Here is a 22,374-nt window from a genome sequence, read left to right as displayed (position 1 = left end):
TTTATTTGCTTCTTATTAATTAATCTAAATTAACATAAAAATTTTATTTTCTCTTTAGTAAGATTTTATGTGAATTTAATGTCTTTGTAACTCCTATGTCATTCACTTAAACTATTTAATTGTTAAAATTTTGTGTATAATCATATTATAGGAAAGATATTAAAGTGGGGGATTACAGTGAAAAAAACAAATATACGTACTTTAGATGGATTCATTTACTCATTATTTATTTTTATGACTATAGTTACACTCTTCATAATATATAGAGATATTCCAAGTAAGGCTGCTTTTAATTTCGTTACAGCTTACGCCATATTTGCAATACTTATTCCTTTATACATATTAATAAGAGTTCTATTTACAGTTAAACACTTTACTTTTGAAGAGATTAAAAAAGAAGGAGTTAAATTCCTAAAGTTTTTTGTAGGAATCATGCTTCTTAATTTTATTTTAAATTTCTTACTACCATTGCCTGACTTAAAATTAAGTAAAATGTTACATTCATCATTATGGATTGCTTTTGGAGTAATTTGTTTTGATATAATATTCTCTAAAAAAACAAAATAAAATAGGTCACAGTTTTATTACTGTGACCTATTTTTATATTCTTATTATATTTGAATACAACTGCTTCATTACTATACTTATTTTTTTAGTCTAATCATTAAGAATTGCACTAGTAGTCTTGATTTTCTTTTCAACAGCTTCACTAAACATTTCTTTAATTACTTCTGTATATAATAGGTCTAACAAGAATATTTGTGGTATTTTTGATGATATTGATCCAGTTTCAAAGATTGTTTCAGCTGATGTATATGTTAGCTCATAATCAGATAACTTTCTTAATGGATTATCACTCTCTTCTGTTAAAGTTATTATTTTTGTACCATTTTCTTTAGCTTGTTTAACAGTTTTTATTACCTCTTTAGTAGTACCTGAATTCGAAATAGCAACTATTACGTCATCATCATTTGTTATAGATGACATAATAACCATCGTATGACTATCAGTTACAGGCACTGTTGTAAATCCAATTCTCATGAACTTATAATTTATATCCATAGCAGCTATTCCTGAATAACCTATACCTATGAAATAAACTCTCTTTGCATTCATTATTAAGTTTTTACATTTACTCATTAAATCTAAATCAATATGCTTAACTGTTTGCTCTAGTATATTGATAGATGATTTTAACATCTTATTTGCAGTCTCTTTTACACTCTCATCCTTATGAACATGCAAATTTATAATACTTGTATTTTTCTTATTTGAAATCTCTTTTGCTAAAGTAACTTTAAAGTCTTGGAATCCATTAAAACCCAACTTCTTAGTAAACCTTGTTATGGTAGCTTCTCCCACTCCTGATTCCTTAGCTATTATAGATATTGATTTATATATAATATTGTCTAAATCTGACTTTATATATTCAATTAACGCCTTCTCTGACTTAGTCGCTTTAAATTTTGGATTTTCCAACTTTTCTAATATTTCCATAAAATACCTCTTGCTATTTTAAGATTTTGACTCAATTTTATGGTTATATCAAATCATTATAAATAATTTTAAACTCTATAAAACTAAGTCAAATATAATATTTTAAGTATATCATTCTTGTAATATAAGCTCCATAATTTATATAAATTATCTTATTGTCTATCATTTTAAATAAAATTATAAAATACAACTATTCATTAAAATTCTTTTTAAAATTATAATATGCACCCTTCATTCCTGCAGTATTTTTAAGTTTTGCAAAGGCTATATTAGTATTATTATAAACTGATTCTATTAAGTATTTTCTTAAACTCTTTTCTATTAAAGGTCTAAAAATTTCTTCTCTAGCCATTATTCCTCCACCCAAAACTACTACTTCAGGATTTATTAAATAAACAATATTCGAAATTCCTAAAGCTAGATTATCAGCTAATTTTTCAACTTCCTCTTTGCATATTAAATCTCCATTTTCATAGTTATCTAATACATATCTTCCATCTATACTACTAGAGTCAATACCTTTTCTAAATGCCACATTTCTAACTAAAGCACTTGCTGATGCAATATCTTGAATATGTTCTCCATTAACCATCATATATCCAATTTCTCCAGCTGAATTACTAAAACCATGCAGTACTTTGCCATCTATTATTAAAGCTCCTCCAATTCCTGTCCCTATGGTTAAGCAAGCCATTGAATGAGTTCCTTTACCTGCTCCCCCAAAGAATTCTCCTAAAGCCGCACAGTTTACATCATTTTCTACAAAGCAAGATAAATTAAACTCTTCCTCTAATATTTTTTTAACTTCAACACCAGTATAATTAGGTATTGTTGGCCCAGCATAAATAATTTTCCCTTCCTTATGGCATACCATTCCTGCTGTTGATACACATATTCCACTTATATCATTATTAATCTTAATCTCATAGATTATATCTTTAACTTTTTCTACTATACTTAATCCACCTTTATGTGCTTCAGTATCTCTATCATTAGTCTCTAATAATGTTCCTTCTTCATTTATAACTCCATATTTTATACTAGTTCCACCTATATCTATAACTGCAAATAAACACATACATATCACCTCTATCAAATTAATATTCTTTAAAATTATTATAAACAATAAAGGTTGCATCAAAAATAACTTAAAATAAAATTATAACCCTAAATAATACTAGCTTCATGGTTTATTACTTTAAGTTTTGATCCAACCTCATAAAATAAATACTATAAAATTACTTTATAAATAGCTTTTTTTACATCTGAAGGCTCACTATCAGCCTTTAAACAAGTCATGTGTATATCATCTGGATAGCAGATAAGAAAATCTCCTTCCTCTAAAACAACCGTAGAATTTTCCTTACCATCAAAAGATAAAAAATCATCTTTTTCAATAAACTCTTTAAACTCTAAATTTTCTTTAAAGTTAAGATCTATTCTTTCTCTTCCACTAAAAACCACATGAACATCTATATATTTCTTATGACCTTCCCAAAAACGATCTTCTTTATTTTTTGTAGTGTAATTAACTCTATTAAAGAACAACTCTTCACCTTTTATTTCATGAGTACCTGATTCAAACTCTATTACATTATTATTTTTTGCATGTAGTAAAGCTTCCTTAACAAGTTTTGGTAGATAATCATAACTTTCTAAATTTATTAAATTGCCGAATATCATTTCATTCACCTCTAAAACATCCAATTTTAAAGTAGTGCTGATCTTCAAATAATTTTAAAACTATCTGAAAATCAACACTTACTCTAATTAAATATTACTTTTTATTTATATTAACCATTAACAACTTCATTTTTATTGTAATATATTGTTGCTTTATTTAAAGTCTTCTCATCAACTAATTGAGATTGAGTCATTAGTGAAACTATCATTCCAACTATAACTGAAACACCTATTGATATGATTGAGTATGACCAGATACTTACATCAAATCCGCCATATTTACATACTACAACAGCTATTGCTGATGCTATAAATCCAGCGTATGCACCTGCTTTTGTAGCTTTTTTGAAGAATGCTCCTAGTACGAAGATTCCTGCTAAAACTCCAAGAACAAGTCCCATAAATCCGTTAAACCATTCGTAAGCTGAGTTTACTCCACCATTTGCAAGTATTACTGCCATAATTATTGAAGCTATACCAACACCTAAAGATATATATTGAGCAACTTTTGTTTGCTTTTCCATTGACATATCTTTTGTTATAAAGTTTTGGATATCTAAAGTCCAGCTTGTTGCAACTGAGTTTAATCCAGTTGAAAGTGTTGATTGTGCTGCTGCATATATAGCTGCTAAAACTATACCTGTTATACCAACTGGTAATTGGAATGCTATATATGATGCAAAAATTTGGTCTTGTTGAGCAGTTTGTAATAACTGTGGATTTTGATTATAGAAAACATATAAAGCTGTTCCTATTAAATAGAATACAGTTGCTACAAATAATGATAATACTAAGTTACCATAAGTCATTTTCTTTAATTGTTTTATGTCTGTTGTTGTAGTAAACCTTTGCACTATATCCTGACTTGAGATATATGATGAGAAAGTATTTAATCCTCCTCCAACAATTAATAGAAATACACTTGTTTTAAATATGTTTGCATTAAATATTGGTTCTTGTGAAGATAGGAATTTTCCTCCCTCAGTTAATTCGCTCATAATAGCTCCAAATCCACCATTTATTGTTGAAATTAAAAATATTAATGAAAAAACGATACCCGCTATAAGCACACAACCTTGAATAAAATCTGTCCATAAAACTGACTTTAATCCACCTGTATATGAGTAAATTATTGCTATTACGCCCATTGCCACTATAAGTAAATAAACATTTATTCCTGTAAGATTTGCCAATACCATTGATGGTAAGTACATTATAATTGCCATACGTCCTATTTGATAAATAATAAACATTACAGCTCCAAGAATTCTAAGTCCTTTATCTTTATATCTTATTTCTAGATATTCATAAGCTGTATCTATATCTAATCTACTATAAACTGGTAAGAAATATTTTATTGTAAGAGGTACTGCTACAAACATACCAAGTTGAGCAAACCACATTATCCAAGTTCCCTTATAAGAGTTACCAGCTAGCGATAAGAATGAAATTGGACTTAATAAAGTTGCAAATATAGAAACTGAAGTAACCCACCAAGGAATAGTTCCGTCACCTCTGAAGAATTCTTTACCTTTCATTTCCTTCTTAGAGAACTTTAATCCTGCGTAAAGCACAGCTCCTAAGTAAACAACTAGTACAACTAAATCAATCTTCGTAAACCCCTGCATACCAATTCTCCCCTCTTAAATTTTTTATGTAGGCTAACCTTTATAAGTTAGCCTACTATTTCATTTCTCTTAAAAACTCACTATATTTTAAAAATTTTCATTCTTAGAAATATTTTTTATTAATTTCCTTAGCTCTTATAATCATTTCTTCAGTAGCTTCTTTCATAGGTTGTCTACAATATCCTGCATCAACACCTTGCTCTTCAAGAATTAATTTAAGTGTTTGGTAAAGGCCATTATTTAATATATCAGTTATTAAATCGTTAGTTACATGTTGAACTTCTAAAGCTGTTTTAATATCACCTTTTTGAGCTGCTTCAAATATTTGTCTTGCTCTAACACCGTTTACGTTAAATGTTGATCCTATAGCTCCATCAACACCAAGAACTGTAGCTGGTAGCATCATTTCATCAAATCCAGCAAATATTAATTTATCTGGGAATGCTTTTCTCATACGTTCTAATAAGTAGAAATCTGCTGCTGTAAATTTAACCCCGATAATCTTATCATTTTCAAAAAGTTCAGCAAATTGATCTATTGACATATTTACTCCTGTTAAGAAAGGAATTGAGTAAATTATAAGTTTATTATCAACTGAATTTATAATTGTTTCATAATAATGTTTTATTTCATTAAAATCGAATTTATAGTAAAATGGTGTAACTGCTGATATTGCATCATATCCTAAATCTGTAGTAAACTTAGCTAACTCTACAGCTTCTTTTAAATCAATTGATCCTACTTGAGCTATTAATTTAACTTGTCCTTTTGCTTCATCCATAGCTATTTCAAATATTCTTTTCTTTTCATCAGTTGAAAGCATGAAGTTTTCTCCTGTACTTCCTCCTACATAAAGACCATCTACTTTACATACATCAATATTATGTCTAATTATTTCTCTTAATCCTTTCTCATTGATGTTTCCATCCTTATCAAATGAAACTAATAATGCTGAATAAATACCTTTCATTGTCTTTCTCCTCCCAAATTCATTTAAATATTTGCTTTATTTTAAAATATCAGTAAATCTCTTAGTTATTTGTTGTGGTCTTGTTATAGCTCCTCCAACAACTGCTGAATATGCACCTAAATCAAATGCTTTCTTTAACTCTTCTGGAGTGTTTATTTTCCCTTCACAAATAATTGGAATTTTCACTACTTTTACCAATTCTTCTAAAAGTTCAAAGTCAACACCATTGCTTTGCTTAGAATATGGTGTATATCCTGAAAGTGTTGTAGATATACAATCGAATCCTAATTTTTCTGCTTCAATTCCCTCTTCTAAAGTCGATATATCAGCCATTGCTAATCTTCCTTTTGCGTGAATAGCATCAACTAAATCCTTTACATTTTCATCATTAGGTCTTTTTCTATTTGTAGCATCTAAGGCTATCATTTCACAATCTGTTTTTAAAAGCTCATCCACTTCTTTCATAGTTGGAGTTATATAAATTTCTGAATCATCGTAATCCCTTTTTATTATTCCAATAATAGGAAGATTGGTAACTTTCTTTATTTCATTGATATCATCAACACTTTGAGCTCTTATAGCTACTGCTCCACCTTGCTTAGCTGCTATTGCCATCCTTCCCATAATAAAAGAACTATGCAAAGGTTCATCTGATAAAGCTTGGCAAGAAACTATTAAATTTCCTTTTACCACTTCTAACATTTTATCACCTTTTTCTGAAAATTATTTTCTTTATGTTTTTATTGTAATCCTTTTCCTAAAAAATTTCAATACTTTTTTTGAAAATATTTTTCTATTTTATGGTTCTTATTTTTTCAAATATGCCTATAACCTCTGTTTTAAGTTATTTTTATTCATATTTTTCCACTTTTATTCTTATAATTTTTATTTTAGAAAATTTATTTCATAAAAAAAAGAATTTGTATCAAAATAATTTTTAATGCAAACCCTTTTAATTTATAAAATAAATTTATCTACCTTATTCTATCCATTGAATCACTTCATTTTTTGGAAGTCTTGATTTCTTTCTGTTAGGATCTTCTTTTCTATATCCAAAGGCTATTAAATATGTTAGTTCATATTTATCTTTATCTAAAATACCTTTTCTAACTAATATCTCTTCTACTTTTTCTTTATCAAATCCCTCAATAGCACATGAATCTATTTCTCTCATAGCAGCTGCCGTCATCATATTTCCTAATGCTATATAAGTTTGTCTTTTTGACCACTCAAGCAATTTTTCATTTGTTTCATCAGCTTCTAACTTTCCAACTTGGAAGTTTTTTAATACATCTTTTATTCCTTGAAAAACCTCTTCTGAAACACCCTTTGTATTAATCCAAAGGTTTCTAATATAATCTGAATCATATTTAACTTCACGTCCTGACTTTGTTAAGGCAATTACAATATGACTTGTTGTTGAAGCTTGTCTTTGTAATCCCCAAGATACCTCTGAAATTTCTTTAATTAATTCCTTATTTTCTACAATAATAAACTTCCAAGGTTCTAATCCAAATGAACTTGGTGATAATCTAGCTGTTTCAGCAATCATCTCCATATCCTCTTTAGGTATTATTTCTCCTGTAAATTCCTTTGTAGCAAATCTAAAATTAAAAATATCTATAATATCTTTTCTATTCATTTTCATTGTTATGTCCTCCTATTTATATTTATTATGTTTATTTAATGTTATTATTTCCTAATTATTAAGATATTATTATTTTATCAATAATTGTATAATATATTATATAACTTAAATGAGTTTCCTCTTATGAAAGCTCTGGTAATTAAAAGTAAACTTAATCGCTACTTTTACTATTATCATTCAAAAATTTAATCACACTTTTAAATGTTTCTCTCGCTTCTGGAATTGAAAATTTAAATTGGTATTCATGCCATAATCCTCTATTTTCAAAAAATTTTGAACCCACAGTAACTCCTAAAGCTCTTAAGGAAGACGCTAACTCTTTTCCTTGATTAACAAAAGGATCAATATCACCAACTGTTATAAATGTATTTGGATAATTAGGAGTTATATATTTAATAGTAGCTAGTTCATCTATTCTTTCGTAATTTTCAAAATCACTATATCCAGTTAATGCTTCCATATAAGTTTTAATACCAGGAAATTCAGTTGCTCTAAGAGTATCCATATTGTATAATCCACAAAATAATATTACTCCTCTTAAAAACTTATTTTTTATACTTGGTTTTAAATTCATTTTATTAGATAAATTTTCATTACTTATAATTGCAGCTAACTGACTAGCCATCTGAGATCCAGCAGAATCTCCTCCAATAAAAATATTCTCTCTATCTCCATTAAACTTCTCTGCATTTTCAAAGACGTATTTTAAAGCTTCATTACATTGAATTATTTGACTTGGATATTTATACTTTGGAGCTAAGGCATAATCTATGTTAAATACAAGAAATCCTTTATTAGCTAAAGCCATCATATAGTTTTTAACAGTCTCTTTACTATTAGCTATGTATCCACCACCATGTATCCACATTAAGACAGACAGCTTTTTATTAAGCTTTTTAGGATAATATATGTCTAACTTATTCCCATCTAAAATTGATGATTTATAAATTATATCTTTCTCTACTATTAAATTTCTAGATATCTCACTAAAGTTCTTTGGCTTTGGAAAAACTCCTAATTGAAAAACTGTTTTATAAATTTTAGATGCTAAATTACATTTAGCTACTTTTTCCAAAATACCTGATAACAATTCTATAGTAACTATATATAATTTGTTAAACCACATACTAATCACCTTCTTAAGTTTTTTTTACTTATAATATATTTTCTTCCTAACAAAATACATCTTTATTGTATTACATAATGAATTAATTTTAAATTTTTCTTTTTACTTTTTTATCATCTTAAAGGTAAAATAACTTTTATTTGTTTAGTAAAAAACTTAAAACATTTCCACTTAATTATAAAAAACTATATGTAAAATAAATAATAATAAATAACTTTATATAATGTATAGATTCTATATTATTACATAATATAAAATCTATATTTAGTATTTTCTATAAATACGCTTTTAGGATAATTTTAATATAAATGATTATTAATTGAATTTAAATACCTATATCCGCTACAATTTGTTTATTCTTTTGACAATTTTTTATTTTCATATATAAATTAATTTTTATTAAATTAGTTCTTATAAACTCATATTAAATTTAAAAGGAGGAAGTAATATGTGGAAAGAATTTAAGGAATTCGCCATGAAAGGAAATGTAATAGATTTATCTATTGGTGTTGTTATAGGTGGAGCTTTCGGAAAAATTGTAACTTCATTAGTAAATGATATTATAATGCCTATAGTTGGTAGATTAGTTGGGAAAGTTGATTTCTCTAACTTGTACATAAATTTAAGTGGACAACACTTTAATTCATTACACGAAGCTAAACAAACTGGTGCAGCTACTATAAATTACGGACTATTTTTAAATAACTTAATTAACTTTTTAATAATATCATTTTCTATATTTATAGTAATAAAACAAATAAATAAGCTTAAAAACTTCACTAAGAAAAAAGAGGAAGTTAAAGTGAAATCTACAAAAAAAGATTGTCCTTATTGCTATACTAAAATAGACATAAAGGCTACTAGATGTCCTAATTGTACATCTCTTTTAGAATAAGCTAATAATCAAATTTAAATATTTTATCAGTTAGTTTAACAAAAAAATATCACAGTCAATTGATGTATTTCTAAATAAAACACATCAATTGACTGTGATTCATCTTTTAGGCAATTATTTAAAAAATTTTTTCAACTAAACATATTTATATTTCTTAATATTATTAAGTTTAAAAAATATAAAATACTTTAGTCTATGGACTTTTATACAATTCAACATTTAAGGTATTAATATTTATTCTTAACTCTTTATAGAATTAATTACTTTAAATTATAATCTTAAGGAATCTAATTCTTTTAATATCTGTTGAGTAGCATTAATACTTCTACATAAAACTAGAATATGATTTTTTTTTGCTACTGTTCCAGCTATTCTTCCGTCATCAAGCCTGTCTATAAATTCTCCAATCAAACTAGCCATACCATCTAAGGTATTAACTGATATCAAATATTCTTGCATATATATACTTCTTACAGAGCTCTTAAATATACTTTTAAACTTTTTTGTAAACTTATCTTCCTTAGTAATAATATATATATGCTCATGATTTTCAAAACTCTTTCTAATTATATTCATCTCATGAAGATCTCTTGATAAAGTAGCTTGAGTTACATTTATTCCACATTCTTTTAATTCAATTATTAATTCTTCTTGTTTACAGATACATTTATTCTCTATTATATCTAATATTGCTTCATGTCTTAAAGATTTCTCTAAATTACTCATAGTATCTCCTTTGCTACCCTTTAACCCTATATGTATACTATATAAACAATAAAATTAATATATATGCAATTTTATTTAATTATTTTTGTTCCTGACTCTCCTCTTAAGGCTGATTTAGCATTAACTAAAGATGCAATTATAGCTACTTTTTTATCTCCACTTAATACAAACTTTTTACAAGCTTCAACCTTTGGAAGCATGCTTCCTGGTGCAAATTGACCTTCTTTTATATATTTGTCTACTTCTTCTAAATTAATTTCTTTTAAAGCCTTTTGATCTGGTTTATTAAAGTTCACACAAACTCTATCAACTGCTGTTAATATTAATAATGCATCTGCATCTAATATTTCAGCTAATTTTTCAGCTGCAAAATCCTTATCTATAACTGCAGGAACTCCTTCAAGTCTATTTCCATCCTCTACTACAGGTATTCCACCACCTCCGCAAGCTATTACAATAAATCCACTATCTACCATAGTTTTTATAGCTTCTTTTTCTACTATATCTATCGGTTTTGGTGAAGCCACTACTCTTCTATATCCTCTACCAGCATCTTCTTTCATAGTATATCCTTTATCTTTTTCTAACTTTTCTGCTTCATCTTTTGAATAAAAAGAGCCTATTGGTTTAGTCGGATTTTTAAAACCAGGATCATTTTTATCAACTATTACTTGAGTTGTAATTGTATCTACTGATTTTTTTATCCCTCTTTTTAATAATTCTTCTCTAATAGCATTTTGAAGATGATAACCGATATACCCTTCTGAAAAAGCACCAACTACATCAAATGGAAATAATGGGTTTCCATTATCAACTTGATGAGCTAATTCAACGCTAGCTAATATTTGTCCAACTTGTGGTCCATTTCCATGTACTATTGATACTTCATGTCCATCTTCTATTAAATCAGCTACTGAAACAGCTGTTTGTCTACATGTCTCTAATTGACCTTCTGCGCTTTTATCTTTTGAATCTTTTTGTAATGCGTTTCCGCCTAATGCTAAAACAATTTTCATAGTCTTTTCCTCCTTTATATTTCTCCCGATCTATTTAATTTTAATTTTATTCTTATATCTAAATAGTTATTGTTCCATTAAATAACATTACTATTGCAATAATTGCTATAACTAAAACAATTATTGCTAGTATTTTTTCTTTTCCTACAAACACAACATCATTTTTATTATTCTGTTTTTTACCAATGTAGAAGAATATAATTCCAACTGCATATAATATGAAACATAATAATAAATACTTAAGTCCTGCTGCATAACAAAGCCATATAGCATAAACTGTTGCTATTCCACCGAAAATTTTATCTCTGGTTCTTCCTGTAGGATCTTTATCGTAAGTTTCACCTGTTAGTGCTAGCTTAAATCCATACATAGCACTTAAAAGATATGGTACCAATATAGCTGTACTAGCTACTGAGTATAAAGCTTGATAAGTACTGCTTGCTACTAGTGTTAATATAAGAAATGCTTGCACTAATAAATTAGTTATTATTAATGAACCACTTGGTGTTCCTTTTTTATTTAATTTAGCAAATACTTTAGGTAATACACCATCCTTTGCTGCTACATAAGGAATTTCTGCTGCAAGTAATGCCCATCCAAGAAGTGATCCAAATAATGAAATTATTAATCCTAAATTAATAAGAACTGCTCCCCATTTACCAACTGCAAACTCAAGAACATACGCCATTGATGGATTTTCAAGTCCTGAAAGTCTCACTCTGTCCATAACTCCAAGTGACATTAATGTTATTAACATATATATTATTAATGTTCCTATAAGACCAAGTACTGTCGCCTTACCTACATCACTTTGTTTCTTAGCTCTTCCAGAAACAACTACAGCCCCTTCAATTCCAATGAAGCACCATAGTGTTACTAACATAGTACTCTTTACCTGTGTAACAATTCCTCCCAAATCACCTGTACCCCAAAATTGGAAAGTAAATTTATCAAAATTAAACATAAATAATGAGATAATTATAAATAAAAATATTGGAACTAACTTAGCTATAGTAGTTATAAGATTTATAAGTGCAGCTCCACTTACTCCATTTAATATTAGAAGTGTAAATGCCCAAAGCAATACTGATGCACCAATAATAGATGCTACATTATTTCCCGCTCCAAATATAGGTAAAAAATAACCTACTGCTCCAAATAAAAGTACTGAATAAGATACATTTCCTATCCATGCACTTAACCAATATCCCCAAGCTGAATTGAATCCTATATATTCTCCAAATCCAGCTTTTGCATAACTATAAACACCACCTGTTAATTCAGGTTTTCTATTAGCTAATGATTGATAAACAAATGCCAAAGCTATCATACCAATACCAGTTATAATCCATCCTATTATAACTGCCCCAGTACCAGCTCCCCTCGCCATATCTGATGGAAGATTGAAAGCTCCACCACCAATCATAGAACCAACTATTAATGCTGCCAATTGAGCAAACCCTAATTTTTTTGGCTCATTATGTTGTTCTTCCATATAACTTCACCAACTTTCATCTTATTAAAAACAGGGCAGAATTTATAATATAATGAAAGGAAAATTCAGTTATTAAAATTAAATAATTTAAATGCTAATTATTCCTTAGATAATATTATAAATACAGCCCCTTAAGAAAATTTATTATCTTCCAGCAGTTGCTACCATTACTGCTTTGATTGTATGCATTCTGTTTTCAGCTTCATCAAATACAACTGAATTTTTACTTCTAAATACTTCATCTTCAACTTCTCTTATATCAAGACCTAATCTATCCATCATATCTTTACATACTTCTGTATCTTCATCATGGAATGATGGTAGACAGTGCATGAATAAAGTATTTTTATTTCCTGTTTTATTCATCATTTCTCTAGTTACTTTATATGGAGTTAATAGTTTAACTCTTTCTGGATATAAGCTTTCATCTTCACCCATTGATACCCAAATATCAGTATATATAACATCTGCATCTTTAACTGCTTCATCAACATTTGAACTAAATTCTATAGTTGCTCCAGTTTCTTTTGAATATTCTTGCATTTCTTTAAGAATATCTTCATCTGGTTTTAAACTATCTGGTCCAAGAGCTACAAAGTGCATTCCCATCTTAGCTGCACCATACATTAGTGCATAACTCATGTTATTTCTTGTATCACCAGTAAATACTAATTTTATTTCACTTAATGGTTTATGTGCATGTTCTTCTATTGTTAAGAAGTCTGCTAATATTTGAGTTGGATGATCAGCATCAGTTAATCCATTCCAAACTGGAACTCCTGCATGTTTAGCTAATTCTTCAACAGTTGATTGTTTGAATCCTCTAAATTCAATACCATCATACATTCTTCCAAGAACTTTTGCAGTGTCTTCTATTGATTCTTTTTTACCCATTTGTGAGTTAGTTAAAAATGTTACATGAGCACCTTCTTCAGCAGCTCCACATTCAAAAGCACATCTTGTTCTAGTTGAAGTTTTTTCAAATAGTAAAACTACATTTTTTCCTTTTAAGCTATCTCCTAATATTCCAGCTCTTTTTTTAGCTTTTAAGTCATGAGAAAGATCTAATAAATATCTGATTTCTGCTGGTGTAAAGTCTTTTAATGTTAAAAAGCTTCTTCCTTTTAAATTAACTGCCATGTTTAATTCCTCCTAATATTCAATATTTTTATTTATTTCTTAAAAAAGATTTGAATTTTATTTTTCTTAAATTCTTTAAAATATATTAAGTATTATTCTATAAATCTTCTCTTATTAGAGGCATTGACATACATCTAGGGCCACCTCTACCTCTTGATAATTCAGATGAAGGTATAACGTGTAATTTGATTCCTTCTTTTTCTAATATTGCATTAGTTACATAGTTTCTTGAATAAACTATAACTTCTCCTGGAGCAATAGCAAGTGTATTTGAACCATCGTTCCACTGTTCTCTAGCTGCTATTATTTCATCTCCGCCACCACATTTTATTAATTTAATATCTCTCTTTAAGTATTTCTTTAATATATTTTCTAAAGTATCAACTTCTTCTGTGACAAGTAGTTGTCCATCATTTTCCGGATCTTTAGTTAATGCATAAACTTCTAAAGGTCCTACTATACCAGGATGAACTGTAAATTTATCATAATCTACTTGAGTAAATACTGTATCTAAATGCATAAATGCTCTTGATACTGGTATTTTAAATGCTAATACAGTTTTAAAGTTTGTATCTGGATAGTAAAGTAGCTTTTTAGCTAATTTTTCAACTGATGCTGAATCAGTTCTTTGTGATATACCAACTGCTAAAATTTCTTTTGAAAGTATTAATTCATCTCCACCTTCAAGAGAAGTCTTTTCATCTCTGTTGAACCAGAATGGGATATCCTTTCCTTCAAATCTTGGATGATATCTAAATATATATTTAGCAAATATTGTTTCTCTATTTCTTGTATCTGTTCTCATATGGTTTAATGTAATACCATGTCCAATTGTTGCAAATGGATCTCTTGTAAAATAAAGATTTGGCATTGGATCACATACAAATGGATATACATTATTTACTTGGTCATATAATGATTCTCTATTGTAATCTTTAAGTTCTTCCTTTCTTACCCCAGCCATCATCTTATCAACCATTAATTTATTATCACTAAATGAGTTGAAGTATTCTATTAATGATTCTTTTAATCTTTCGCTTTCAACTCCAGCCTCATCAATAAATTCACTTATAAATTTTTGTTTAACCTCATCACTAATTCCTATTGCTTCAGCAGCAAGAACTTCTAAATAAAGCACCTCTACACCTGCTTCTCTTAAAGTTTGTGCAAAAGCATCATGTTCTTCTCTTGCAACTTTTAAGTATGGAATGTCATCAAATAATAATCTATCTAATAGATCTGGTGTTAAGTTTTCAATTTCTTCTCCAGGTCTATGTAATAGAACTGTTTTTAATCTTCCGATTTCAGAAGTAACATTTAATGCTCTGTCATCTCTCATAATATACCCTTCCTTCCTCTGTATCTTAATATTTATAGGTCGTTGTCCTTCCCACACCTATGTTATACACCCTTAGCAAAACGATTACAAGAGCACCACATGGAAATTATTGCATATTAACTTTAATTTTTATTCAAAAAAATACCATATAATAAATTGGTTAATTAAGAGATTTTTGTAAAATACACGTATTGCAATTAATATTAATAATTAGTTTTAACTGAATATATCATGCATAATCAATGAATAATATTTTTAAAAAATTTTAATTTTAAGTTCTATTTATACTAAATTCAACTCTAAATTTAGTATAAATATTTCAAATTTTTCTTACTTTTTTTATAAATTCTTATTTTTATAAACAATAAAAGCTATATTTCTTTAGTCTAATTTCCAGTAAAAATTTAAAATAGTCAAGCCTGTTTCATATAAAAAATTCAACTTTGACTAAAAATATTCAGTATCATTTTTTATCTTATAAAGGTTTTATTTAGAAATATAACAGGAATAAACTATTACTAAAACTTTTACTCATTAAATATTAATCATAACTAAAGATCAAAGTTCTTTGCAAAATATTTTTTTCTACTTAAATTTAGGAAATTATTAATAAGATAAAATAATTTAGAAATGAATTTTTAGAATAAAATTATATAAAAAAGCTATGTATTAACTTTAATTATCTTTTATTTTCTTTATTTAAAGAAAATAAAATTGCAATTTAAAATAAAAAATAAAGCTATAATTTCTATAAAATATCATAGCTCTATTTTCTTTAAGTTATATCCCCTTGCCCCATCCTCACTTGTTATTAATAGTCATATGGTTGTAAATTATAATTTTTAAATAGTACCCATGTAATTTGTTTGAGCATAAATTATAAAATAAGTATCTGCTCCTAGATACATATATAACATAATTACCTTTTTTCCTAGGTTAGGATTTATGACCTCCTTAATAAAAGCTACCAACATTAAATATTTAATCAATTAAATCTATAGTCCAATTTAAGCCCTGTAGTTTAGTATCAAGCTCTCTATATTCCTTAGAATATTTATTTATTTCTATTTGTAATTGGTCCACCTTCATTGTAGAAAATATTTTTATTTCAGTTTGAGAATATCTATTTACTTTTACTGTAGCTTCATTAGCTATTTCTTTTAATATACTTATCTTCTTTCCAAGAATATCTCTTTTTACAATCAAATCAGAAATACTTTCATTATTACTCATTATGTAATTGCTATTAGTTTTATTAATCTTTAGAATTAAGCCCTCTAGCTCACTTACTTTTAATAGTATCTCATCATATAGTGTATATGGGTTCTCAGATGGTTTTTCACCTTCTTGAACTAGTAAGTTTTGATTTATTCTATTTTTTAAACTCATTAATTCTTTTTGTAAATCTGCTCTTAAAATCAATGCCTCAGCTAATTTCATTTTAATTCCTCCAGTAAAATTTTATTAAACTCGGCTTAATAAATACCTTTTAATTAATATTAAGCTAATAAACGAAAGCTAATTTTATATTTATAACAATATACAGTAATAATTAAGATAAATATAATACTTACTTTTATTATACAGATAAAACTTATTAAGTATATATAAAAATAAAAAGATGGTTTTAAATAACCATCTTTTTATTATATATATTTAATTATTCTACTTCTAAAGCAGTTCCACGTATCTCGTCTACTGTACGTATTTTGTAATTTTTAAATAATAAATAACCAATATATCCACTACCTATACTTACAGCTATACAACCTAGAGAAGCTATTAATACCTTTACAGCTGGATTGTACGCAAACATTACAGCGAAACCAGCAATAGGAGTAGCTGTTCCTGGAGACATATTAGTAAGACCCATTAAAACTATAATAATTCCACATAAAGCACCGCCAATAAAGTTAGTTACATAAATCGGAATAGGATTAGCAGTTATTATATCAGCTTGCGTTAATGGTTCTATTGCAACTGATATTGTATCCTTCTTGCTTCCAAATTTCATTTTTTTGAATAATACAAAGTTTAAAAAAGATGATCCAAAAACTGATAGTGCTCCTATTGCCATTGGTGCTCCTGTTAGTCCAAGCATAGCTGTTAAGGCCATTGAACTTAGAGGTGCTGTAGCAACTACAGTTGTAGTTCCTCCAAGAATTATTCCCATTATTATTGGATTAGAATTTGCTGAAGCTATTAAAATTTGTCCTATTTTTAATAAAGTAGCATCAACTACTGGTGATGTAAGATCACCTATTATTCTTGTAAGAGGCGTAGCCACAACTATTATTACAATTAAATCTAAACCACTTGGTAATTTCTCTTCTAAGAATTTAACCACAAATGACATTAAATAACCTGCTATAAATCCTGGTAATATTCCTAATCCTGAACATGATAGTCCTATTAAAACTGAATAAACTGGTGAAACTCCTAAAGCTAACGGTACAAGAATTGCAGCCGCAACTCCTCCTAAGCTTCCATTAGCATCTCCAACCTTCTTCAAAAATTCTATATCTAAAACATTTCCAAAGAATGATGAATGAAATGCTTCAACTAAAAAACTTGCACAGGCAGCTCCTGCCAATGCTCCCATAGCCTTCATTCCATGTGGTGCCTTGTAACTAAATAGTGTAAACATTCCTAAAACTATTAATAATAGTCCTCCCCCGATTAAAACTTGCATAAATTTCCCTCCCTATTTTTTAAAGCTCGTCTTTTAAACGTTTACTATTTATTGTATATTTATAATAAAATTTAATTATTATCCATTAATTTTTTAACCTTAAATTTATTTACAGATATTATTTTACACTAACTTACAAAAAAGTCAAATAATTTTTAATATAATAAAAATTCTGATATTTATGATTTTTTGTAAATGTACTGCATTTTAAACTTTCTATGATATTATTTATTCTTATTAATAAAAAAACTGATTTTGACATAAGCCAAAATCAGTTTTTAACTTTAGATTAATTGTAAGTAATACTTGATCTAGGATATAGTGTAGTTCCCCATATTGAAACTTTTATATCTTTTGTTAATGGCACATTTTGCTCATTTACAACTGTTCTCCACCAATCCCAAGCAAGGCCTGTACACTCTCTTGCTTTAATTCTTATATTTCTTGCATTAGCATTTAAAGGAATTTCAGTAGAAAAATGAGCTGTTTTATCTCTATAATTTTCATTCCATGTCTTATGAGTTAAAACTTCATTTCCTTTTTCATCATAAGAAACTTCATCCCATGATACATCAAATTGTGCAACATAAGCCCCACTATGATCTAAGTTTATTTTTCCTTTAGAGTACTCTGTAGAAGTTGTTTCTATATAATCTGTTTTGTTATGAACAGCAGCGACTGAATTATCCTTTAAGAAAACACTAGTGTATGATATTGGATATGCTGGGTTTTTGGTACTATAAGTTGCATTATCTTTGATTACTTTTCTTATTTCATCAAAGTCTTTAGTCACAACTTTATTATGTTCTTGTGCATCTCCACCTAGAACTACTGCTGTAAATGAACTACTTTCATAAATATCTTTATATTGTTGATTATTTTTTATATCAGTGTTCTTTATAAGAGCTTTAAAAGCAGCTTGTACATCTTTACTATTAGATGTTGTTTCTAGCTTAACATATATAGTTCTTCCATAAGCCACATTTGAAACCATAAGTGGTGGAGTTTCATTGCTTACACCTTTTTGTTGTAATTCCTTAAATGTAACACTATCATCAAAAAGATCTGATGGATTATTAGGTAAGGCTGCACTTACTGTATAAAATATTTGCTTATATGCTAAAACCATAACCTTCTTCTCATTATTTGCTACTGCATTAAAATCTATTCCAAGTGAATTTTCAAGAATCTTAGAATTTACATTAAGTGCACTTGATATTTGTGATTTACTATAAACCATAGATTCTGAATATTGAGTTCTTGCTGGTAAAGTATGAGTAGATGAATATTTTTCATTCCATTTAGATACTAATCCATCAACAGCTCCAGATACATTACCATAAGTTGGATTATCAACTGTAACAGTATTCTCCCCTTTTAACCCTGGTAAATCTATACTAAGATTAATAGGTTTTCTTTTTACTGTTAATAATGTTGGTCTATTATCAACAAATGCCTCATCTGCAAGTTGTAATGCTCCTGGATATGTACGATCATTTACAGAATCAATTATTGAAATATCTATTGGTGATGTTGTAAGTGATTTTTTCTTACGCTCTACAACTATAAATTTTTCACCTGCATTTTTACCCTCTCTTGGAACAAAGCTTTGTATTGTATCTCCATTTATGGCTAAAACTTGATTCTTATTATATTTTAGACCTAAAATTCCAGAGTTAATACTTTCTTGATTAGTAGTATTTGATAATTTTTCACTTGATTTTACAACATTTTTACCATTCTCTAGTATTGTAATATTCTCATTCCTACTTAACCCAGAAGCAAAAGTATTAACTGTATTTAAAAGACTTACGCCAATAATACATGACATAGCTAGTATTGTTGAAACTATCTTTAACTTTTTCATTTAAACCAGTCCTCTCTCAGATAATATTTTAATGAAACTAATTATTATATTAATAATAATTTATTTTTTTGTTAAATTAATCTCATTTTTTTTTATTTTTCTTAAAATTTAAGAGATAATCTTTAATTTAATATAAACTTTTATATAATTTATTTTATAAATTATTAAAACATCATGTTTAAACTAAATAAAAATCTAACTAATATTAATCTTTTCAATTTAGTTGAAATAACAGTATTTTTAAGTTATATTTTAAAATATAATATTTACATATTTTATTGACGAAATACTTTGACATCTTGGGAAAGTTTGTAATATATTAAACAAATTTTAAATAGAAAGGTTTAAATATGTTTAAAGAAGATTTATTGGAAACATCTGAGAAAATTCAATATAAAATTTTTAAAAAAGTATATGTAAATAACGGTAAAATAAGTAAAAATAATTTATGTAATGAATTAAATATTTCATTACCAACTCTGAAATCTCATATAAATAGAATTGAAGATTTATTAAATAAATGTTATAAATCAAAAGTAAAAATATATACTTCAAAAGATTTTGTTTTTTTGAAGTATGATATTGGAATAAGTCTTCACTGTTTAACAACTTGTTATATAGAAAATTCTCTTAAATATAAACTTTTAAAATTTTTCTTTATTAAAAACACAAAAAAATTTACTGGAATACAACTTTGTAATTATTTTAATATAAGTTTATCCACTTTAAATAGGAAAATATCGGAATGTAATTTAATCCTAAAAGAGTTTGATATATCTATTAAAAACTATGTAATTACAGGTTCTCAATTGCAAATAGCTTATTTTTATTATTTATTATTTTGGAATAACAGAATAGATATATCTTCTGTAGTATCAGATAATCATAATATAACTGAAGTAATTGAAAAAACTTTTAATACTTCTCTAAAAATTATTGAAAAGTATCCCTTATATACTTGGCTAAAAATCTTAATGATAAGAAAAAATTTTTTTGTTGAAGACTTTTTTATTGATGAATTCACAAAAAATAATTTAAGAATATTAGAAAACACTGAAATTTTTATAGAGCTTAAAAATTTCTTTGAAAAAGATTCATTAAGCAAATCCTCTAGTACATACTTAGCTTACTCTACTCTTTGCTTTATTTTAAGTTTTAATATAATACCATATGAAGTTATTAAAGAATTTTCTACTGTTAATAAAAATACTCCTTTTAAGATTTTTTCTTTAATGACTAATGAAATGAGTAATTTATATACTACTCATCCAAGTAACTTTAATAATAAATTAAAACTACATTTACTAAGTTTATGCTTTAAAAGTTACTTCTTTAAGGGAATTTTTTATTCAAATAATAAAATTGTTACAAATTATTATTTAAATGAATTCACAAGTGATTCTAGAGAAAAATTTGTTAATAACTTATTATTTAAAATTAATTCTTTATATAAAATGAAATATTCATTTGACCCAGATTACTTTAAACTTTGTATAATATTAACCTTAAATTATCTTAATGGGGTGTCAAAGCATTCCCTTACTATAGGCATTTTATCTAGAATAGATAGTTTAATTCTTAACACCACCATTGACTATTTAAGAAAATTTTTAAGAAGAAAATTTGATGTTATTGTTGAAGTTTATAATGAACATAAAAAAGAAAACTATGATCTTTTAATTACAAATTTTGATCCTAAGTACATACAAAAAAATTATAATAATATTTATATATTTTCAAATTTAGCAATACAATATGATTTAAATAATATTGTTAAAATACTAAATGAAATAGAAAAAACTAAATTTGAAAATTAAAAACAAAACAGCTTGTCTCAAAATAACTTTTAGTGTTTTTGAGACAAGCTGTTTTAAATTTAATAATAAATAAAAAATGGAGTTATATAAAAAACTATATAAAATTTTTATAATCTTATATATGAATTTTTATAAATCTCCATTTAAATAAAATATTAAAGTTTTTCCATGTACTTGAAGACATCTTTTCTAAATATAACACCTAGAGCACAAGCTATTAAGGCTATTGCCCCAATAATTATTACCCCTAAAATATTCCCATCTGCTAAGTTTGCTCCCATAAAAGAGGATGCAACTAAGGCTGGTATTCTTCCTATCATAGAGAATATTATAAAATGTCCTATTGTTATGTTACTTAATGCACAAACCATAATAAGTGAATCTTTTGGTGCCCCTGGTAAAAAGAATAATATTACCAATATAAGCTTAAACTTAGGGCTATTTAAAATCTTTTCTAATTTATCATACATATCCTTAGGCACAAATCTTTGTACTAGCTTCTTTCCAAACTTTTTACATATATAAAATAATATAGCAGATCCAATTGCTATACCAAAAAAAGAAAGTAAAGTTCCTCCTAAGGCTCCAAATATATATCCCCCAGCAGCTTGGATAACCTCTCCTGGAATAAAGAATATAACAACCTGTAATATTTGAAACACAAAAAATATTACTGCTGCCCATGGTCCAAACCTTTCAAGATAACCTTTTACAACTTCACCATTAGTAATTAATTTATAAAAAACCATTATATGCTCTCTAGTTAAATAAAGAGTTATACATACAAATATTAAAACTATTATACTTAAAATTATTAAACTCTTCTTCTTCATAA

The 22,374-nt window shown here is 27.0% G+C and carries 20 protein-coding genes; 3 read left to right on the top strand and 17 right to left on the bottom strand.

From position 1 onward, the window contains the following. Window positions 1-177 precede the first annotated feature (177 nt). On the top strand, window positions 178-567 hold the full coding sequence (locus Q1J60_RS08175) for a hypothetical protein (RefSeq protein WP_300260663.1): 390 nt from the start codon (window positions 178-180) through the stop codon (window positions 565-567). A gap of 90 nt (window positions 568-657) precedes the next feature. Here Q1J60_RS08175 and Q1J60_RS08170 read toward each other — a convergent pair whose 3' ends face one another. The 8 genes from Q1J60_RS08170 to Q1J60_RS08135 form a co-directional block, all read right to left on the bottom strand. Next, a complete protein-coding gene (locus Q1J60_RS08170) occupies window positions 658-1,497 on the bottom strand; it encodes a MurR/RpiR family transcriptional regulator (RefSeq protein ID WP_300260660.1) in 840 nt (279 codons plus the stop codon). Window positions 1,498-1,687: 190 nt separating this feature from the next. Next, the gene (locus tag Q1J60_RS08165; RefSeq protein WP_300260657.1) at window positions 1,688-2,575 is read right to left on the bottom strand and encodes an ROK family protein; all 888 of its coding nucleotides are present in this window, start codon (window positions 2,573-2,575) and stop codon (window positions 1,688-1,690) included. Between the two features lie 152 nt (window positions 2,576-2,727). Beyond that, complete coding sequence (locus tag Q1J60_RS08160) at window positions 2,728-3,180, bottom strand: NanQ anomerase/TabA/YiaL family protein (protein ID WP_300260654.1); 453 nt, start codon at window positions 3,178-3,180, stop codon at window positions 2,728-2,730. Window positions 3,181-3,290: 110 nt separating this feature from the next. Continuing rightward, on the bottom strand, window positions 3,291-4,808 hold the full coding sequence (locus Q1J60_RS08155) for a sodium:solute symporter family protein (RefSeq protein WP_300260651.1): 1,518 nt from the start codon (window positions 4,806-4,808) through the stop codon (window positions 3,291-3,293). A 103-nt stretch (window positions 4,809-4,911) separates the two neighbouring features. Then, window positions 4,912-5,778, bottom strand: a complete 867-nt coding sequence (locus tag Q1J60_RS08150) for an N-acetylneuraminate lyase (protein WP_300260648.1) — start codon at window positions 5,776-5,778, stop codon at window positions 4,912-4,914. Between the two features lie 36 nt (window positions 5,779-5,814). Further along, a complete protein-coding gene (locus Q1J60_RS08145; protein WP_300260645.1) occupies window positions 5,815-6,480 on the bottom strand; it encodes an N-acetylmannosamine-6-phosphate 2-epimerase in 666 nt (221 codons plus the stop codon). A 277-nt stretch (window positions 6,481-6,757) separates the two neighbouring features. After that, window positions 6,758-7,426: an NAD(P)H-dependent oxidoreductase gene (locus Q1J60_RS08140; protein WP_300260641.1), complete on the bottom strand. Its 669-nt coding sequence runs from the start codon at window positions 7,424-7,426 to the stop codon at window positions 6,758-6,760. 151 nt (window positions 7,427-7,577) lie between these two features. Continuing rightward, window positions 7,578-8,552 carry an alpha/beta hydrolase gene (locus tag Q1J60_RS08135; protein ID WP_300260638.1) on the bottom strand — a complete coding sequence of 325 codons (975 nt, stop codon included), beginning with the start codon at window positions 8,550-8,552 and terminating at the stop codon, window positions 7,578-7,580. Window positions 8,553-9,000: 448 nt separating this feature from the next. Here Q1J60_RS08135 and mscL point away from each other — a divergent pair, with 448 nt between their 5' ends. Then, the gene (gene mscL / locus Q1J60_RS08130) at window positions 9,001-9,447 is read left to right on the top strand and encodes a large conductance mechanosensitive channel protein MscL (RefSeq protein ID WP_300260635.1); all 447 of its coding nucleotides are present in this window, start codon (window positions 9,001-9,003) and stop codon (window positions 9,445-9,447) included. Window positions 9,448-9,717: 270 nt separating this feature from the next. On the opposite strand, the gene Q1J60_RS08125 is transcribed toward mscL, so the two are convergent. The 8 genes from Q1J60_RS08125 to Q1J60_RS08090 all read right to left on the bottom strand — a co-directional run bounded on the left by Q1J60_RS08125 (window position 9,718) and on the right by Q1J60_RS08090 (window position 19,722). Next, window positions 9,718-10,173, bottom strand: a complete 456-nt coding sequence (locus tag Q1J60_RS08125) for an arginine repressor (protein ID WP_300260632.1) — start codon at window positions 10,171-10,173, stop codon at window positions 9,718-9,720. A gap of 71 nt (window positions 10,174-10,244) precedes the next feature. Next, entirely contained in the window at window positions 10,245-11,189 is a 945-nt protein-coding gene (arcC, locus tag Q1J60_RS08120; protein WP_300260629.1) for a carbamate kinase, read from the bottom strand. 58 nt (window positions 11,190-11,247) lie between these two features. Continuing rightward, window positions 11,248-12,684 (bottom strand): arginine-ornithine antiporter, encoded by a 1,437-nt coding sequence (arcD, locus tag Q1J60_RS08115; RefSeq protein ID WP_300260627.1) that lies wholly within the window; start codon window positions 12,682-12,684, stop codon window positions 11,248-11,250. A 144-nt stretch (window positions 12,685-12,828) separates the two neighbouring features. After that, the gene (gene argF / locus Q1J60_RS08110) at window positions 12,829-13,824 is read right to left on the bottom strand and encodes an ornithine carbamoyltransferase (protein WP_110029759.1); all 996 of its coding nucleotides are present in this window, start codon (window positions 13,822-13,824) and stop codon (window positions 12,829-12,831) included. A gap of 97 nt (window positions 13,825-13,921) precedes the next feature. Continuing rightward, window positions 13,922-15,163: an arginine deiminase gene (gene arcA, locus Q1J60_RS08105; RefSeq protein WP_300260624.1), complete on the bottom strand. Its 1,242-nt coding sequence runs from the start codon at window positions 15,161-15,163 to the stop codon at window positions 13,922-13,924. A gap of 981 nt (window positions 15,164-16,144) precedes the next feature. After that, window positions 16,145-16,603, bottom strand: a complete 459-nt coding sequence (locus Q1J60_RS08100) for a DIP1984 family protein (protein WP_300260621.1) — start codon at window positions 16,601-16,603, stop codon at window positions 16,145-16,147. 220 nt (window positions 16,604-16,823) lie between these two features. Further along, a complete protein-coding gene (locus Q1J60_RS08095) occupies window positions 16,824-17,855 on the bottom strand; it encodes a PTS sugar transporter subunit IIC (protein WP_300260619.1) in 1,032 nt (343 codons plus the stop codon). Between the two features lie 289 nt (window positions 17,856-18,144). Continuing rightward, entirely contained in the window at window positions 18,145-19,722 is a 1,578-nt protein-coding gene (locus Q1J60_RS08090) for a thiol-activated cytolysin family protein (protein WP_423249124.1), read from the bottom strand. Window positions 19,723-20,072: 350 nt separating this feature from the next. On the opposite strand from Q1J60_RS08090, the gene Q1J60_RS08085 reads away from it, so the two are divergent. Continuing rightward, window positions 20,073-21,539, top strand: a complete 1,467-nt coding sequence (locus Q1J60_RS08085) for a helix-turn-helix domain-containing protein (RefSeq protein ID WP_300260616.1) — start codon at window positions 20,073-20,075, stop codon at window positions 21,537-21,539. A 155-nt stretch (window positions 21,540-21,694) separates the two neighbouring features. Here Q1J60_RS08085 and Q1J60_RS08080 read toward each other — a convergent pair. After that, the coding region (locus Q1J60_RS08080; RefSeq protein ID WP_300260613.1) for a TVP38/TMEM64 family protein at window positions 21,695-22,374 on the bottom strand (680 nt) is incomplete at its 5' end.

Source organism: Clostridium sp., from assembly GCF_029258205.1.
GTDB lineage: Bacteria > Bacillota > Clostridia > Clostridiales > Clostridiaceae > Sarcina.
Note: the sequence above shows the minus strand (reverse complement) of the source record. Positions and strands in the feature narration are given on the sequence as shown.

Excerpts from the sequence above, each read along its gene's own strand:
- Q1J60_RS08085 (WP_300260616.1), top strand. The coding sequence starts at position 20,073 with ATGTTTAAAGAAGATTTATTGGAAACATCTGAGAAAATTCAATATAAA.
- Q1J60_RS08150 (WP_300260648.1), bottom strand. The coding sequence starts at position 5,778 with ATGAAAGGTATTTATTCAGCATTATTAGTTTCATTTGATAAGGATGGA.
- Q1J60_RS08170 (WP_300260660.1), bottom strand. The coding sequence starts at position 1,497 with ATGGAAATATTAGAAAAGTTGGAAAATCCAAAATTTAAAGCGACTAAG.
- arcD (WP_300260627.1), bottom strand. The coding sequence starts at position 12,684 with ATGGAAGAACAACATAATGAGCCAAAAAAATTAGGGTTTGCTCAATTG.
- argF (WP_110029759.1), bottom strand. The coding sequence starts at position 13,824 with ATGGCAGTTAATTTAAAAGGAAGAAGCTTTTTAACATTAAAAGACTTT.
- mscL (WP_300260635.1), top strand. The coding sequence starts at position 9,001 with ATGTGGAAAGAATTTAAGGAATTCGCCATGAAAGGAAATGTAATAGAT.
- Q1J60_RS08165 (WP_300260657.1), bottom strand. The coding sequence starts at position 2,575 with ATGTGTTTATTTGCAGTTATAGATATAGGTGGAACTAGTATAAAATAT.
- arcA (WP_300260624.1), bottom strand. The coding sequence starts at position 15,163 with ATGAGAGATGACAGAGCATTAAATGTTACTTCTGAAATCGGAAGATTA.
- Q1J60_RS08155 (WP_300260651.1), bottom strand. The coding sequence starts at position 4,808 with ATGCAGGGGTTTACGAAGATTGATTTAGTTGTACTAGTTGTTTACTTA.
- Q1J60_RS08090 (WP_423249124.1), bottom strand. The coding sequence starts at position 19,722 with ATGAAAAAGTTAAAGATAGTTTCAACAATACTAGCTATGTCATGTATT.
- Q1J60_RS08145 (WP_300260645.1), bottom strand. The coding sequence starts at position 6,480 with ATGTTAGAAGTGGTAAAAGGAAATTTAATAGTTTCTTGCCAAGCTTTA.
- Q1J60_RS08100 (WP_300260621.1), bottom strand. The coding sequence starts at position 16,603 with ATGAAATTAGCTGAGGCATTGATTTTAAGAGCAGATTTACAAAAAGAA.
- arcC (WP_300260629.1), bottom strand. The coding sequence starts at position 11,189 with ATGAAAATTGTTTTAGCATTAGGCGGAAACGCATTACAAAAAGATTCA.
- Q1J60_RS08135 (WP_300260638.1), bottom strand. The coding sequence starts at position 8,552 with ATGTGGTTTAACAAATTATATATAGTTACTATAGAATTGTTATCAGGT.
- Q1J60_RS08125 (WP_300260632.1), bottom strand. The coding sequence starts at position 10,173 with ATGAGTAATTTAGAGAAATCTTTAAGACATGAAGCAATATTAGATATA.
- Q1J60_RS08095 (WP_300260619.1), bottom strand. The coding sequence starts at position 17,855 with ATGCAAGTTTTAATCGGGGGAGGACTATTATTAATAGTTTTAGGAATG.
- Q1J60_RS08160 (WP_300260654.1), bottom strand. The coding sequence starts at position 3,180 with ATGATATTCGGCAATTTAATAAATTTAGAAAGTTATGATTATCTACCA.
- Q1J60_RS08140 (WP_300260641.1), bottom strand. The coding sequence starts at position 7,426 with ATGAAAATGAATAGAAAAGATATTATAGATATTTTTAATTTTAGATTT.